General features: G+C 61.3%; 19 protein-coding genes. 8 read left to right on the forward strand and 11 right to left on the reverse strand.

Annotation, left to right across the window (positions count from 1 at the left end; genetic code table 11):
- Positions 1-48: 48 nt before the first annotated feature.
- The 4 genes from QN219_RS08605 to lgt all read right to left on the reverse strand — a co-directional run bounded on the left by QN219_RS08605 (position 49) and on the right by lgt (position 4,207).
- Positions 49-1,200 carry a Xaa-Pro peptidase family protein gene (locus QN219_RS08605; protein ID WP_283999196.1) on the reverse strand — a complete coding sequence of 384 codons (1,152 nt, stop codon included), beginning with the start codon at positions 1,198-1,200 and terminating at the stop codon, positions 49-51.
- Position 1,201: 1 nt separating this feature from the next.
- On the reverse strand, positions 1,202-1,996 hold the full coding sequence (pgeF, locus tag QN219_RS08610; protein ID WP_283999197.1) for a peptidoglycan editing factor PgeF: 795 nt from the start codon (positions 1,994-1,996) through the stop codon (positions 1,202-1,204).
- Positions 1,997-2,245: 249 nt separating this feature from the next.
- The gene (locus QN219_RS08615) at positions 2,246-3,349 is read right to left on the reverse strand and encodes a class I SAM-dependent methyltransferase (protein WP_283999198.1); all 1,104 of its coding nucleotides are present in this window, start codon (positions 3,347-3,349) and stop codon (positions 2,246-2,248) included.
- A gap of 12 nt (positions 3,350-3,361) precedes the next feature.
- Complete coding sequence (gene lgt / locus QN219_RS08620) at positions 3,362-4,207, reverse strand: prolipoprotein diacylglyceryl transferase (protein WP_283999199.1); 846 nt, start codon at positions 4,205-4,207, stop codon at positions 3,362-3,364.
- 186 nt (positions 4,208-4,393) lie between these two features.
- Between lgt and QN219_RS08625 the strand changes: the two genes are divergently transcribed.
- From QN219_RS08625 to QN219_RS08645, 5 genes are all read left to right on the forward strand, one after another.
- Positions 4,394-4,660, forward strand: a complete 267-nt coding sequence (locus tag QN219_RS08625) for an accessory factor UbiK family protein (protein WP_283999200.1) — start codon at positions 4,394-4,396, stop codon at positions 4,658-4,660.
- Positions 4,661-5,190: 530 nt separating this feature from the next.
- Complete coding sequence (locus QN219_RS08630) at positions 5,191-5,691, forward strand: YbjN domain-containing protein (RefSeq protein ID WP_173509603.1); 501 nt, start codon at positions 5,191-5,193, stop codon at positions 5,689-5,691.
- A 1-nt stretch (position 5,692) separates the two neighbouring features.
- Positions 5,693-6,511: a pyrroline-5-carboxylate reductase gene (gene proC, locus QN219_RS08635; protein WP_283999201.1), complete on the forward strand. Its 819-nt coding sequence runs from the start codon at positions 5,693-5,695 to the stop codon at positions 6,509-6,511.
- 14 nt (positions 6,512-6,525) lie between these two features.
- Entirely contained in the window at positions 6,526-6,867 is a 342-nt protein-coding gene (locus QN219_RS08640) for a tRNA-binding protein (RefSeq protein WP_283999202.1), read from the forward strand.
- A gap of 5 nt (positions 6,868-6,872) precedes the next feature.
- Positions 6,873-7,436 carry a protein-tyrosine phosphatase family protein gene (locus tag QN219_RS08645; RefSeq protein WP_283999499.1) on the forward strand — a complete coding sequence of 188 codons (564 nt, stop codon included), beginning with the start codon at positions 6,873-6,875 and terminating at the stop codon, positions 7,434-7,436.
- Between the two features lie 39 nt (positions 7,437-7,475).
- Here QN219_RS08645 and QN219_RS08650 read toward each other — a convergent pair whose 3' ends face one another.
- The 3 genes from QN219_RS08650 to QN219_RS08660 form a co-directional block, all read right to left on the reverse strand.
- Positions 7,476-8,858, reverse strand: a complete 1,383-nt coding sequence (locus QN219_RS08650) for an ATP-binding protein (RefSeq protein WP_283999203.1) — start codon at positions 8,856-8,858, stop codon at positions 7,476-7,478.
- 35 nt (positions 8,859-8,893) lie between these two features.
- Positions 8,894-9,595, reverse strand: a complete 702-nt coding sequence (locus QN219_RS08655) for a response regulator transcription factor (protein WP_283999204.1) — start codon at positions 9,593-9,595, stop codon at positions 8,894-8,896.
- 140 nt (positions 9,596-9,735) lie between these two features.
- Positions 9,736-10,218: a MarR family transcriptional regulator gene (locus QN219_RS08660; RefSeq protein ID WP_269282091.1), complete on the reverse strand. Its 483-nt coding sequence runs from the start codon at positions 10,216-10,218 to the stop codon at positions 9,736-9,738.
- A gap of 269 nt (positions 10,219-10,487) precedes the next feature.
- Between QN219_RS08660 and QN219_RS08665 the strand changes: the two genes are divergently transcribed.
- A complete protein-coding gene (locus tag QN219_RS08665) occupies positions 10,488-11,378 on the forward strand; it encodes a branched-chain amino acid aminotransferase (RefSeq protein WP_283977697.1) in 891 nt (296 codons plus the stop codon).
- A gap of 131 nt (positions 11,379-11,509) precedes the next feature.
- Here the strand turns inward: QN219_RS08665 and QN219_RS08670 are convergent, their stop codons facing one another.
- Both QN219_RS08670 and QN219_RS08675 read right to left on the reverse strand, forming a co-directional pair.
- On the reverse strand, positions 11,510-11,776 hold the full coding sequence (locus tag QN219_RS08670) for a hypothetical protein (RefSeq protein WP_283999205.1): 267 nt from the start codon (positions 11,774-11,776) through the stop codon (positions 11,510-11,512).
- Positions 11,777-12,149: 373 nt separating this feature from the next.
- Complete coding sequence (locus QN219_RS08675; RefSeq protein WP_405052118.1) at positions 12,150-12,779, reverse strand: DUF1236 domain-containing protein; 630 nt, start codon at positions 12,777-12,779, stop codon at positions 12,150-12,152.
- A 213-nt stretch (positions 12,780-12,992) separates the two neighbouring features.
- Here QN219_RS08675 and QN219_RS08680 point away from each other — a divergent pair, with 213 nt between their 5' ends.
- Positions 12,993-13,154, forward strand: a complete 162-nt coding sequence (locus tag QN219_RS08680) for a hypothetical protein (RefSeq protein WP_283999206.1) — start codon at positions 12,993-12,995, stop codon at positions 13,152-13,154.
- Between the two features lie 124 nt (positions 13,155-13,278).
- Positions 13,279-13,920, forward strand: a complete 642-nt coding sequence (locus QN219_RS08685; protein ID WP_283999207.1) for an MBL fold metallo-hydrolase — start codon at positions 13,279-13,281, stop codon at positions 13,918-13,920.
- Between the two features lie 131 nt (positions 13,921-14,051).
- Here the strand turns inward: QN219_RS08685 and QN219_RS08690 are convergent, their stop codons facing one another.
- Entirely contained in the window at positions 14,052-14,489 is a 438-nt protein-coding gene (locus QN219_RS08690) for a BA14K family protein (RefSeq protein ID WP_283999208.1), read from the reverse strand.
- 144 nt (positions 14,490-14,633) lie between these two features.
- Positions 14,634-14,849 carry a cold-shock protein gene (locus QN219_RS08695; RefSeq protein ID WP_128442587.1) on the reverse strand — a complete coding sequence of 72 codons (216 nt, stop codon included), beginning with the start codon at positions 14,847-14,849 and terminating at the stop codon, positions 14,634-14,636.
- Positions 14,850-14,911: the final 62 nt, after the last annotated feature.

Raw genomic sequence — 14,911 nt, forward strand, 5'->3', positions numbered from 1 at the left:
AGCCGTCGCCGTTCGTCCGTCTCGGTCGGGGATCATAGGCGGATTTCCTTACGCAGAAATGAAGTCCAGTCCGTAGCGTGAGAGCGCGCGCGGCGTATCCGGTGTCGTAAGATAGGTCTGGCCGAGGGTCATGGCCGTGCCGGTATCGGAATCCATGATGATCATGTGCACGAACAGCGACATGTCCGACTCTATCTCCTGGGGGTTGCCGACATGGAACATCTGGTGCTCCATCCAGGAGGGCGAAAAGCGCGCGCCGAGCGAATATCCGCAGGCGTTCAGCCGGTGGCGGGCGAGGCCGCGTTCGTCCATGATCCTGGCGTGGACGTCGAAGACTGTGCCAAAAGTATTGCCGGGCCGGAGCACCATTTCGATCGCCTGGATTGTCTCGCGGCAGGCGCTGTAAAGCTCGCGGTGGCGGTTGCTCGGCTCGCCGATCACGACTGTGCGCATCATAGCCGCATGGTAGTGGGCGCTGACGCCTGCCCATTCAAGGGTCAGCTGGTCGTTGGCGTCGAGTGTGCGCCGGCCCGATTTGTAGCGGCAGAGCAGGGCGTCGGCACCCGAGCCGATGATGAACTCGTTGGCCGGATAGTCGCCGCCGCCCGCAAAGATCGCGCCCTGCATGGCCGCGAGAATATCGGCCTCGCTGCCGCCCGGCCGGATCAGTGGCAAGGCCGCCTCAAGCGCGTCGTCGGCGAGGCTCGCGGCCTTTTCGACATAGGCGATTTCCGCGGGGCTCTTGATCAGGCGAAGGCGGCTTACAAGCAAGGAGGCATCGATCATTTCGCCGAAATTGGCGAGTTGATGGTCCAGAAGCCGGGCTGTCCGGCCGGTCATGCCATGGGTGTCGTATTCAACGCCGATGCGGCAGCCGAGAAGATCGAGTTCGCTGAGGAGATTCTTGAGATCCATGGCCGGATCGGCGTTGACCCGGTCCACCCAGATCTCGATGCGTTCTATATTCGAGGTATGGCGGGCCTGGCGCAGGTCGGCCGAGCGGGTGAGCAGCACCATCGAGCCGTCCTTCTTGACGACCAGCGTCTGGAAGAAGCAATAGCCGAAGGTGTCGTATCCCGTCAGCCAGTACATGCTCTCCTGGGCAAAGAGCAGTAGCGCATCGAGCTTCTCTTCCTGCATCCTCGCCGTAAGCCGCGCAAGGCGGACCGCATATTCCTCTGCCGCAAAGTGAAGCGCCATCTCAAACCTCCCGTATGCAGATCGCCGACATCTGCCGGCCGTAGTCTGGCTCCTGTCTGTGCGTCGTGCGCCGATAGGAAAAGAAACGGTCCTCGTCCGCATAGGTGCAGATGTCGAGGTTTTCCGCCGTCACGCCGGCTTCCGTCAGTCGTCGGATGGTCAGTCCCGGCAGGTCGAACATGGCATGACCGTTCCGTCCGGAAGGGCTGAAGAAAGATGCGTTATCCTTGTCGGCGGCAAGGAACCGCTCGACGAATTCGGCTCCCACCTCATAATGTGTCCGGCTGATCGACGGACCGAGGCAGGCGATGATCCGCTCACGGCGCGCGCCGAGCGAAATCATCGCCTCGATGGTGCTTTCAAGAATGCCGCCGAGGGCGCCTTTCCAGCCGGCATGGGCCGCACCGATCACGCCGGCTTGCGGATCGCTGAAGAGGACAGGGCCGCAATCGGCCGAAAGAACGCCGAGCACGATGCCGGGGGTCGCGGTCACCAGCGCGTCGGCGTCGGGACGCGCGCCGTCATAGCTGCCGTCGACGACGAGGACGTCCGGCGAGTGGATCTGGTGGACGGTTGCAAGGCGCCGCGGTTCGGCATCAAACCAGCGGGCGACCCGGGCACGGTTCTCGCCGACGCGCTCGCGGTCGTCATTCGAACCGAGGCCGACATTGAGGCCGCGATAGATGCCTTCGGAAACGCCGCCCTTGCGCGTGAAATAGCCGTGTGCGATCGCCGGTCCCGCCTTGGCGCTGAAGAGCGGACTCTGAACCGGGGAAAGCGAGGCATCGTCCTGCATCGGTGTTCTCGCCCTTGTGATTCTAAGGTTTCATTGGAAATGAGGGCGCGTCGCGGCCCGGTGATTTGCGGCTGATTTGCCGGCGCGATGTTGACGCGGCATGCCGATACTGTCAATCGCCGAACCGCTGCCGGCTTGCTCCATATTCCCTTAAATCGAAACCGATATGAGGATGAAACCTGCAACAATTCAACGTGCTACCGCGAGCTTCGGGCGTCTGAAAAGCAGGGCGCCGCAGAAAGCGGATCGTCACTGCGCCTTTTTCTGGAAGGGTGCCAGCGTGACTTCGGGACTGCTGACTGCCAGCACCTTGAACAGCTCGCCCATCTTGCCGGAACCTGAGCCCGCGAGCCGTTCGACGGCAGAGCGAATACCTTCCTGCATCAGCGTGTCCTTGCCGCGGCCGAGTGCCGCGGCGCGCTCGAGGAGGCCAAGGCCGATGAGAAAATCCCCCTGGTAGGCAAGGCCGTTGACCTGCACTCCTTCCATTTCGGCGCGATGGGCAAGCTGCTCGAAATCGACGTGGCTCGTGAGATCCGCCCGGCCGGGATTGGCGAGCGGAGGATCGTAGCGATGTTCGCGGACCGCCTGCAGCGTGTCCCCGTAGCCGGTCGCCAGATGTCCGTAGTCGATGATGATCGCCGTGCCGCCGCCGGCGCGGAGGCGCTCGCAGAGTGCGGCCATGACGGCATCGCGCGCGGGGGCGATCTCGAAAATCGTGCCTTCGCCAAGGGATTGCGCCGGCGACGGCAGAAACGACGGATCGATGCCAGCGACACCCGCTGCAAAGGTCAATTCGCCACCCGCATCGAGGCCTACCATGCGCTCGCGGAATCCCTGCGTCGTGTGCACGAATTGCCGGATGGGGATAGCGTCGAAAAGCTCGTTTGCCGCGAGCAGGAGAAAGCCTGCGGGCAAGGTTTCGAAGCTCGCGTGCCAATGAATCTTGCCTTCGTGGTCCGCGAGCGTTTCGGCCTGCACCTTCTGCAGGCGCTCGCTTGTCTCGACGAGATGCACGCTTCCAGACTGATAAAGATCTGGCGCAAGGCGACGGATGACGCGCAGCATATCGGACATCATAGTGCCTCGGCCGGGGCCGATCTCGGCGATGATCGCGGGCTCGGGGCAACCGTGCTGCTGCCACGCATGCACCAGGAAGATGCCGATCATCTCGCCGAAAAGCTGGCTGATCTCCGGCGCGGTGGTGAAATCGCCGGCCCGGCCGAAGGGCTCGCGCGTGCGGTAGTAGCCGTGCTGCGGATCGGCGAGGCAGAGGGAAAAATAGTCGGTGACGCTGATCGGCCCGTTGGCCTTGATCAGGGACTTGATCTTGTCGGCGAGAGGATTCGTCATGCACCCGTCCAGTTATGCGGTCGCTGCCGCCGCCCGGCGTGCGCGCGCGATCGCCCATATGCCTGCGAGCGCCATCGGCAGTGAAAGCACCATGCCCATGGTCAGCCAGCCGCCGGCCAGATAGCCGATCTGAGCGTCCGGTTCGCGGAAGAATTCGACAAAAATGCGGCTTGCGGCATAGCCGCAGACGAATATGCCGCAGATCAGCCCGGGTATCTTCAACGCCTTGCGGCGATAGACGAAATAGCCAAGCACCAGAAGGAGCAGAACGCCTTCGAGCGCCGCCTCGTAGAGTTGGCTCGGATGGCGGGCGAAGGGGCCGCCAGTCGGAAAGACCATTGCCCAGGGCATCGAGGACAGGCGTCCCCAGAGCTCGCCATTGATGAAGTTGGCGATGCGGCCGAAGAACAGGCCGATCGGCACCACGGTGGCGACGACGTCGAACAGGCTCCAGACCGCAATGTCGTTTCGCCGAGCGAAGACGATGATCGCGAGTGTCGTGCCGAGAAGGCCGCCATGGAACGACATGCCGCCGTTCCAGATTTCGATGGCGCGGATCGGATCCTGCAGAACAGAGCCCAGGTCGTAGAAGAGGATGTAGCCGATGCGTCCGCCAAGCACGATGCCGGCAGCGGCCCAGAGCAGGAAATCGTCGAGCTGCGTCAGATTGAAGGCCGGGGTATCGTTGCGCCAGAGCGAAGCGTTCTGGATGATGCGGCGCGCATAGAGCCAGCCGAGGAGTATGCCCGCGACGTAGGCGAGGCCGTACCAATGGATGGCAAGCGGCCCGATCGTGAAGATGACGGGGTCGATTTCCGGGAAAGGGAGGATGGCGAGGCGGGTGGCGATTGTTTCCAAGGTCTTGTCTCGTGCCGGCCGGTTGTTTTGGCGGAACATGGCGATCGAAATCGGGCGGGTCAAGCCGGCGGGTGCCGGTCCGTGATCCCGCTGCCGTCTTATTTTTCTTGCATCCTTCCGCCGACGATCCTACCTGAATTTCAAGACCGCGCTGCTACGCGCGATGCTGAAATGGAGATCTGGACGATGAGCACTGGAGCCAACCGCATTCTGGACGATTTTGCCAAGCTGATGACCGATGCGGCGGGCGCCGCCCAAGGCGTGCGACGCGAGGTCGAAACGGCTTTCCGCGCACAGGCCGAAAGCTGGCTGAATTCGCTCGATGTCGTCAAGCGCGAGGAATTCGAGGCCATCAAGGAGATGGCCGTCAAGGCACGCGAGGAAAACGACGCGCTGCTTGCCCGCATCGAAGCGCTGGAAGCGCGCCTCGCGGAGACCGGAAACATAAAGTAAGACCTGCAGAACCGCGCTTGCGCGGTTCTGCTCGCTTCACCTTCGGCCGAATTGAAGCGAGCGACGATGACGGCACCGTTTCCGACGGGTTTCCGTTTGCTGATGATTCCTTAATCGGTTCCGACTGATACCATGATCGGCAATTCAAAGTGTTACGGCGACCGTTGCGCGTCCGAGAGGATGCATGGCGCGCTAGGGTTAATAAAATCTCGAAAGTTTTCCACCTGTGGACACTGCCAAAAAATCCTTATGGCAGAGTCGTTTATGCACCTGCGCTGAATCAAAATCACAACGCGGCCCTCGTTCTTCGCCGCAATTTTTCGCCTGAGGGGCTGGCAGGCTGACTCTGCCGTTATACACTGATTTTAAATGATGATTCGAAACGGATCACGTAAGCTCCGGGCAGGGTAAGTAAGCCAGGATGGCCGTGCGTCCAGCAATCATAGTGTGTCCGTATCTGGTATTGGGTTTGCAGCGTTGCGTTTTGTGAGCGCGATCATGCACGCCTGTGCCGCACCGTAGGGTGATGCATGAGCCTTTTGGAAATGGAAGTCGAGCGCCAATCCAACCCGGTCGATATGATCGAGTTCGTGGCCGCAAACAACGACTGGTCGTTCGAGCGATCCGGCGAAGACGAGATCGCCATGACGGTCGAAGGTAAATGGGCGGACTATCACGTTTCCTTCTCCTGGATGGAGGAGTTCGAGGCGCTGCATCTGGCCTGCGCCTTTGACATCAAGGTGCCGGAGGGCCGCGTCAACGAGGTGATCCGGCTCCTCTCCCACATCAACGGTCAGGTGCTGATGGGTCATTTCGATCTCTGGCGCCAAGAAGAAGTCATCATCTTCCGTCAATCTCTCTTGCTCGCGGGCGGCGCGGAGCCGACGAACCAGCAGGTCGAGGTGCTGTTGTCGAGTGCGCTCGATGCTTGCGAATCCTATTTCCAGGCGTTCCAGTTCGTCGTCTGGTCCGGAATGGATGCGCAGCGTGCAGTCGATGCGGTGCTGTTCGAAACCGTCGGGGAGGCGTGAGGTGGCTGTAGCCGTTTCCGGTCCAATCGTTCTCATCGGTGCCGGCAATATGGGCGGCGCGATGCTTGGCGGCTGGCTGAAGAGCGGGGTCAAGGGCGCCGATGTCCTCGTCATCGATCCGGGGCCGCAGCCGGCGATGGCCAAGCTTATCGCCGACAATGGTGTCAGCCACGCCACGTCCGCGCCTGATGGCGTCAAGGCAGGCGTGATCTTCCTGGCTGTCAAACCCCAGGTCATGGATGCGGTATTGCCGCCGCTCAAAGGGCTCGTCGGTCCCGAAACGGTCATCGTTTCCGTCGCCGCCGGCAAGACGCTCGGTTTCATCGAAAGCCATCTTGGCGACGCTGCAACCGTGCGGGCGATGCCGAACACGCCGGCGATGATCGGTCGCGGCGTGACGGGCGCCTACGCGAATGCTCATGTGACGGGCGCGCAGCGTGCGCTGGTTCACGACCTCCTGAAGGTCAGCGGTCCTGTCGAATGGGTCGAAACCGAAGCCGACATCAATGCCGTCACGGCCGTTTCCGGCAGCGGACCGGCCTATGTCTTCTATCTCGTCGAGTGCATGGCGGAGGCCGGGCGCAAGGCCGGCCTCAAGGCGGACCTCGCCATGCGTCTCGCTCGGGAAACCGTCGCGGGGGCTGGTGAACTCCTGCATCAGTCCCCCGACGAAGCCGCGCGGTTGCGCCAGAACGTGACCTCTCCCGGTGGAACCACGGCCGCGGCGCTCGCCGTCCTTATGGCCGACGACGGAATGCAGCCGCTCTTCGACAAGGCAATAGCCGCTGCGCGCAAACGGGCCGAGGAACTGGCCGGATAATTCAGAGTGCAATCATGACCGAAACGATCTCCTTCGCCGATTTCGAGCGCGTCGACATTCGCGTCGGCACAATCATCGAAGCCGAACCGTTTCCGGAGGCGCGCAAGCCCGCCCTCAAACTGAAAATCGATTTCGGTCCCGAGATCGGCATAAAACGGTCATCCGCACAAATTACGGTGCATTACAAACCGGAGGATCTCGTCGGACGGCAGGTGCTGGGCGTGGTCAATTTTCCGCCACGTCAGATCGGTCCCGTTCGTTCCGAAGTGCTGACCCTCGGTTTTGAAGACGAGGCCGGCGCGATCGTGCTAGCGGCGACCGACAGGCCGGTTCCGAACGGCAAGAAGCTGATGTGAGTGTGATGGTATCCAGCGGCGATCTGATCCATGAACGCGTCAAGGTCTCCTGCCTCTGGCGGGCGGCGGACGCGGCGCGAGAATGGCGGGCGAGCCACGTGCTTTCGCTTCTCGATCCGGAGCTGCCGGAAGCGGACGTGCCGGTCATCGCCGGAGTCGCTCACCGCGTCGTGCGCATGCGTGATCAGGAAAATGCCGGTGCGACGCAGCATTTCCCCGACCTCGTTCAGGAAGTCTTCGCGGCGATGAGGTCGGTGGCCGACGATCGATCGAGCCGCATCCTTGTCCATTGCCATGCCGGCGTCAGCCGCTCGACGGCCTTCGCCTACGGGCTCATTGCCCATCAGTTTGGAGAGGGCAGGGAAGAGGAAGCCTTCGCCGCGCTGCTGACGATCACGCGCAAGCCCTGGCCGAACCGCCGTATCATCGAAATCTTCGATGCGTCCCTTGGCCGTGAGGGCAGGCTCCTTGCCCCGCTCGATGCGATGCGTGCTCGTTATCCGCTCCGGATCGAGGCCTGGCATCGCTTCAACCGTCGGCGCGGCCTGACCGCCACCTATTCGCGGTAATCCGGATCCGGAAACAGGCACGCAGGGCGCCGCGACTGATCATGTCGGCACACGTACGGTTGCGCGCAAGCCACCGAGCGGGCTGTCGCCAAGAATGACGTTTCCGCCGTGGCTTCGCGCGATATCGCGGGCGATCGCGAGACCGAGCCCGGTGCCGGAGCTGTCGAGGTTGCGCGCCTCGTCGAGGCGGAAGAACGGCTTGAACACGTCCTCTCTGGAGCGCTCGGGAATACCCGGGCCGTCGTCGTCGACTGTGATCGTCAGCCACTTGGCACTGTGGCGCGCCTCGATCTTCACCGTGTTCGCATAACGATAGGCATTCGAGGCCAGATTGGCGATGAGACGCGTAAAGGCCGCAGGCCTCACGCGGATATCGTCTTCGCCTTCGATGGAGGTCGTCAGTGTCTTGCCGTATAGCTCCGCCTCGGCCGCAAGACGTGCCATGAGATCGCTGAGTTTCAGCTGGCCGACGTCCTCTTCTGCTTCGCCACGCGCGAAAGACAGGTAGCCTTCCAGCATGTTCTGCATGTCCTCGACGTCCTGGTTGAGACTTTCGAGGTCCGGATTGTTGCCGGCGAGCGCGAGCTGCAGCTTGAAGCGCGTGAGGATCGTGCGCAGGTCGTGGCTGACGCCGGTCAGCATTGCGGTCCGCTGCTCGATCTGGCGCTCGATGCGCTCGCGCATCAGGATGAAGGCAAGACCGGCGCGGCGGATCTCCTCGGCACCACGCGGCGCGAAATCGTTGATCTTCTGGCCTTTGCCGAAACTTTCCGCGGCGCTCGCCAGCGCCAGGATCGGCCGGATCTGCCCGCGCAGGAAAAGAATTGCGATTGTCAGGAGCACGAGCGAGGCGCCGACCATCCAGACCAGGAAGATATGAGTGTTGGACGCGTAGGCCTGGTTGCGCCGCGCATAGACCCTGAGGATGCGGCCGTCATCGAGCTTGATACGGATCTCGACGATCTTCGAATTGCCGACGGTGTCGATCCAGAAGGGGCGGCGGATCTGGTCCGAAATCTCCTCGCTGAGGATCTGGTCGAGGATTTCGAAGAAGGGTTTGGGCCGTGGCGGTGGCAATTCGCCGCCGGGCTCGACGGTAATGTTGAGATTGAGCTTTTCACGGGCGATGCGCACGACCTGGTCGATATCGCCTTCCCGCGGAAAGGTCGTGATCAGATCGACGATCGCGGCGATGTCGCTGGTCACCGCGGCCGAAAGGCGCTGCGTGACGAGTTGCCAGTGGCGCTCCATGAAGACGAAGGCGACGACCGACTGCAGCAGCACCATCGGAATGATGACGATCAGCAGCGAGCGCGCGTAGAGGCCCATCGGCAGGCGCCGGCGCAGCCATCGCGTCAGGCGCTTCCAGGCGCCGTCGGCGGGACCCGTTCTTTCGCGCCTGATGCTGTCAAAGCTCGCCATAATTCTTTGCCGCGCTCGCCGGAATATTCCGCATGTCAGTCCACACTCAGCCGGTAGCCGATGCCGCGTACCGTCTGAAGCCAGACGGGGTTGGACGGGTCGTCCTCGATCTTGCGCCTCAACCGGTTGATTTGCACGTCGATCGTCCGCTCGCCAACCTCGGCATCGTCTCCGATCAGTTCATGCCGGGGGATTGTCTCGCCGGCGCGCTGGGAAAACAGGGTCATGATTTCCTGCTCGCGATCGGTCAGCCGGATATGGTCGGCGCCACGGCGAAGCTCCTTGCGGACCACGGAGAAGGTGTAGGGCCCAAAAATGACCTGATCGACTTTCGGTGCCTGGGTCGGCTGGTTGCGGCGCAGGATGTTGTTGATCCTGAGCACGAGTTCGCGCGGCTCGAAAGGCTTCGGCAGATAGTCGTCTGCGCCGGCCTCAAGGCCCTCGATGCGCGAATTCGATTCCGCCAGCGCCGTCAGCATGATGATCGGCACTGTCTTGATCTGCCTCAGGCTCTGCGTCAGTTGAATGCCGCTCTCGCCGGGCATCATGACGTCGACGATCAGAAGGTCGAAATCGATGCCGATCAGCTTGCGCCGCGCCTCGTCGGCATCGGCCGCGGTCGTCACCCGAAAACCCTGCTCGATCAGGTAGCGGTTGAGCAGGTCGCGAATCCGCCTGTCGTCATCGACAATCAGAAGATGCGCCGCATCATCGGAGACTTTCGCTTTTACTGTCATAGCTCGACTACCCTCATTTTCCGCAAAGCCGCGCTGGCTGGATCACGCATTCAGGCGGACGCGCGGCGGCGGCCCACCAATTCCCCGATCCCGGGGCTGCCCGCTTCGCTCGAAAGCTCAAAACGCAGGCCCCATGAAGATCAGTCCGCGGCGGCATTCTTCATGTTAGCGAGAAAACGCTTCACGGTTTCACGCGCGCCGGGACCCGTTTTTGCCAATGCCTCGGCTATGCGGCGGGACTGTGGCTCCGCAAGCGCCCGCGCCAGCGCTTTGCCTTCCTCGGTGGTGTAGAGCATTCGCTGCCGCCTGTCCTCAGGACCGGTTACCTGCCGAATATAGCCGGAATCAATGAGCTGCTTCAGCACGCGCGCAAGGCTCTGCTTGGTGATCTTCAGTGTCTCAAGGAGATCGGCAACGGTCATGCCGGGCTCACGGTTGACGAAGTGCACGACGCGGTGATGCGCGCGGCCGAAGCCGCTCTTTTCGAGTATTGCGTCCGGGTCGCCGGTGAAGTCGCGATAGGCAAAGAACAGCAGCTCGATGATCTCGAAATCTATCGTGTCTTCGTCCTCACCGACAACTTCGGTCAGGTAATCGGTGTTGTCCTTGGGTCGGCCGGGCACGCAGTCATTTCCTTTCAACCAAATTGCACTTCGCGAAATATATCGCAAAATATGTCAGTTTTGTTGACGTATTTTTACCGCGTTGATAGCGGTCGGTTCGTCGGGCGAGATATCGGACCCGGCTTCGCCGTTGGAGGATATGCTGCGTGTTTCGGTTCGCAAATCCAAAATCGTGAAATTGAATTTTCCCTTAGTCTGTTTGCCGATAAACTGGAAACAGCAAGATAATCAACAGTAGATATGGTGCATAGGCGCCGGAGGATAACACCATGGCAGCTATTCCTTTTGATCAGTTGGACGGTGAAATCTGGTTCAACGGCGAGTTCGTGCCCTGGAAGGATGCCAAGATACATGTGCTGACACATGGGCTGCATTATGCGAGCGCCGTATTCGAAGGCGAACGCGCCTATGGCGGGCGCATCTTCAAGCTCACAGAACACAATCAACGGCTCCACCAGTCGGCGGACATTCTGGGCTTCAAGATTCCCTATTCGGTCGAGGAACTCGACAGCGCCAGCAAGGAGTTGCTGACGCGCCAAGGTTTTTCCGAGGCTTACGTGCGTCCGATCGCCTGGCGCGGCAGCGAGCAGATGGGCGTCTCCGCGCAGAACAGCCGCATCAACGTCGCCATCGCCATTTGGCAATGGGGCAGCTATTTCAACCCCGCGGAAAAGTTGAAGGGCATTCGTCTAGATATCGCCGAGTATCGTCGCCCCGATCCCAGAACCGCTCCGTCGAAGTCGAAGGCGGCGGGCCTCTACATGATCTGCACGATCTCCAAGCACGCGGCCGAAGCCAAGGGCTACGCGGATGCGCTGATGCTCGACTGGCGCGGCCAGGTGGCCGAGGCGACCGGCGCCAACGTCTTCTTTGTCAAGGACGGCGTTCTGCATACGCCTGTGCCGGACTGCTTCCTCGACGGTATCACGCGGCGAACCGTCATCGAGCTTGCCAAGCGCCGAGGCTATGAGGTGGTTGAACGGGTGATCATGCCGGAAGAGCTTTCCGGTTTTTCGGAATGCTTCCTGACCGGCTCGGCCGCCGAGGTCACGCCGGTATCCGAGATCGGCCCCTATCGCTTCACGCCGGCCGCGATCACCGAAACGCTGATGAACGACTATACGAAGGAAGTTCATCCGGTCGCCGCCGCGGCGGAATAGAGCAGTTTCAGGAAAGTACGCAACGTTTTTTGCGCCTCTCTGACGAAACGGAAATATTCTTGAAGCAATCCGAAACAGAAAAGGCGGCCCGCGGCCGCCTTTGTCTTGCTACGGATATTGTTCGCGAGACTTCATGCTGTTTTGCCGAGGAATTGTCCTACGAGGCCGCTCAACACGCCGCCGCCGACCACGCCGCCAATTGCCTGCATGACAAGGCCGGTGGCGGCTGCTTCCCCGCCGAGCGTCTGGATCAGGAACCCGCCGCCAAGGCCCCCGATGGCTCCGACGATCGTGCGTGCGACGACCCCGAATGCCTGCTGCTTCAGCATGGCGCTGGCCGCGTTGCCGCCAGCCGCCCCCGCAATCAACTGGGTAATGATAGGCATTAATGCTTCCATTGATCCCTCCGTCTTGCGGCCCTCGCCCGAGAGTCGCGATGCGCCGATGATCCGGCACGGTCAGGTTGAGACCGAAACTGGAAACTTGTCAATTTTGCCGTCGCGACTGTGCGGGACGGTCGTTGCGGATAGTGCCGGGCAGAGTGCCGGAGCCGCTATAACGCCTTGAGCTATATCACTTTTTCTTCTTTTTATCGACGCTTGGCTGGTTGAAGAATACACTTTGCAGAAGTCAAGGATTTCTTCCGCCGCAGAGGGCGCATATAAGCACGTGATTCGGCGAACCACTGCTCTCCAGCGCGCCTAGCGTGGCGCGCTGTGTCTGTTGAGAGGGGAAGCGAGGCGGAGCCCCGATCCTCGACCGCTCTCGGTGTCAGCGATAGACGTAGACGATGCGCCGTGTCGCAGGTTCTACCAGAACGGGCTGTCCGTTCACGCTGACATATTGGTACTCGTAGTCCGGGATCTGCCGGACGGCGACCGTGTTCGGCAATGCGGCCCCGAGGACGACCTCACCATCGAGATAGACCGTATCGGCAGGATTTTGGGTGATGTAAGTGCGCACCGCCGGTGGCGGCGTGATGGCATCAACCTCCTCGACCGGCCCGATCAGTTCAAGTGGTTCGGGGCTCGTGGCGATCACCGGATCCCCAGGCTGCACTTCATAGGTCACGGCAGGAATGGGGAGATCCGCGCGCCGCTGCTCGATAACGACGGTGGACCCGCCCATATCGGTTGCCAGATATTTGGCATAGGCCCAGCCGCGCATACCGTTGACGCTGACCCGGCACCAGTTGCTGCCTTGGATGCATCCGTCGAGAACCGCGGCGCTGCCGCGCGTTGCAAGACCAATTGCCGGATATTGCGGCCCCGGGCCTGCGCGGATGTTCAGATCCGTAACCGCGGTGGCGCTCATTGCTGCATAACCCGTCGACGCGCCGGCGGCGAGCATCAAACCCGCTGCCGCGACCGCTCGAAACAGGTGGGGGGAAGGGGTTTTCATCGTCTTGCTCCTCTTACGTGATGAAGGCGAAACGCCTCGTGCAGCCGGGATGTTCCCCCCGTGACATCACTAAATGTGAGGATGAGACACATTGCTTTGCGAGAAGCGATCAGGTCGAGAAGGCCGGCCGGCGAGTTCCTCGAACGGCCGCTTGAAGCGCCGGTACTTTCCCGTGCCGGGAGGGGCGGTCTGTTGCAATCCGGGGGCGATGAAATGAAGCAGGAACTCATCGACGAAAGCAGGACCACGGCCCAGCGGCTTCGCCCGCTGGTGATCGTCGTAGTGGCATCGGAACTGGCGGTATCGGCCCTGCTGCTGACGACAGTGCAATTCCCTTCGCCAACGCCTGCACCGGAAATCGCCGCGCTGCGCTGAATTGGGCTGTCATCCCACCCATATGTCGCTATAGGTGGCGCGAAACAGGTCCAGATCGGAACGGGAAGCGTGGAGGTACGCCTGCATTAACCCTGAAGACGATCCAGCAGCGAGGCGCGGTTGCATGTTACAGGCGGGCATTATCCCGGTTACGCATTTCGAGCAGAACTGTACGGTGCTGTTCGACAGTGAGACCAAAGAGGGCGTGATCGTCGATCCGGGCGGCGACGTCGATATCATCCTGCAGACCATTCGTGAGAACGGTATCGCGCTGAAAGCGATATGGCTTACGCATGGCCACATCGATCATGCCGGCGGCGCCAAGGAGCTGAAGGAGGCGCTCGGGCTTGAGATCATCGGCCCGCACAAGGACGACCAGCCCCTGCTTGAGCGATTGGAGAGCCAGGCGGAGCGCTTCGGCCTGACGATGAAGGTGGAGAACGTCCTGCCCGACAGGTGGCTCGAAGACGGCGACACGGTTTCGTTCGGCGATCATGTTTTCGAGGTGCTGCATTGCCCGGGTCATGCGCCGGGCCACGTCGTTTACTTCAACCGGGTGCAGAACTTCGCTCATGTCGGTGACGTGCTCTTCCACGGTTCGATCGGGCGCACCGATTTGCCGGGCGGCAACCACCAGCAACTGCTTGCCTCGATTCGCGACAAGATCCTGCCGCTCGGTGACAATGTCGGATTCATTTGCGGCCACGGCCCGGGCGGGCAGATCGGCGAGGAGCGCCGCAGCAATCCTTATCTCAGGGGCCTCTGATACTGCTGGATGTTTCCTCCGTGAACGATCGAAGGAAACATGCCGTAGCTATGGGTGGCCGGGAGAATCAGAAAGGCACATGCCTCACGCGAGGCATGTGCCTTTGTTTAAGCCATTGCGTTTAAATGAGATCAGCCGGCGCTGCAGAAATGCCGGAGACCATCATAGCCGACGAAGGTGCCGGAGTCCGGATCGAACGAGCGGTAGCGCTGCGAGCAATAGCGGTACCAGGCCGGCGTCCAGGGCTCGAGATCATAGCTGTCGACAACGACTTGGCGATAGACCGGGCGGGCCTGATAAACCGGGCGCGGCTGGTAAACGGGGCGAGGCCGGTAGACCGGGCGCGGTTCATAATATTCGGGTTCCGGATCGACGTAGACCGGCTCGTTGTAGTAGCGCGGCTGCGAGGCGATCGCGCCGCCGATGAGCGTGCCTGCGACCAGGCCCACGGCGCCCGCCGCCCACGCGTCGTCGTGATCGCGACCACCCGCGTGGGCGGTACCGACGGTCGGGAGAACCATCGTGGCTGCGGCAACCGAGAGAATGGCGGCTTTGAAGAACTTGTTCATGGCTTCAATCCTATGCATGGGGCCGGAATCAGTTCCGGTTTTCATGATGACCGGACTCTATGGCGCCCAAACTGAACGGAGCCTGAATGAAAAAACCCGGCAAGGTTGCCGGGCTCCAACTTGAATCTGTCAAAAGGCGCCGTATCAGCCGGCGATCTGCAGGTTGACCGCCTTCGGGCCTTTGCCGCGGCGATCGGGTTCGGTGTCGAAGCTTACTTTCTGATTTTCCGTAAGGCCGCTCAGGCCCGAAGCCTGCACGGCAGAAATATGTACGAAGATGTCTGCACCACCGTTGTCTGGCTTGATGAAACCAAAGCCCTTGTCGGTGTTGAAGAATTTTACAGTGCCAGTTTCGGCCATGCGTCAGGTCCTTTTCTCTCCACCCGCTTGACGGCGCGGGCAGCATTGCAGTTTTGCCCAAA

Origin of the sequence: Sinorhizobium sp. 8-89 (genome assembly GCF_030124325.1) — a bacterium.
GTDB lineage: Bacteria > Pseudomonadota > Alphaproteobacteria > Rhizobiales > Rhizobiaceae > Sinorhizobium.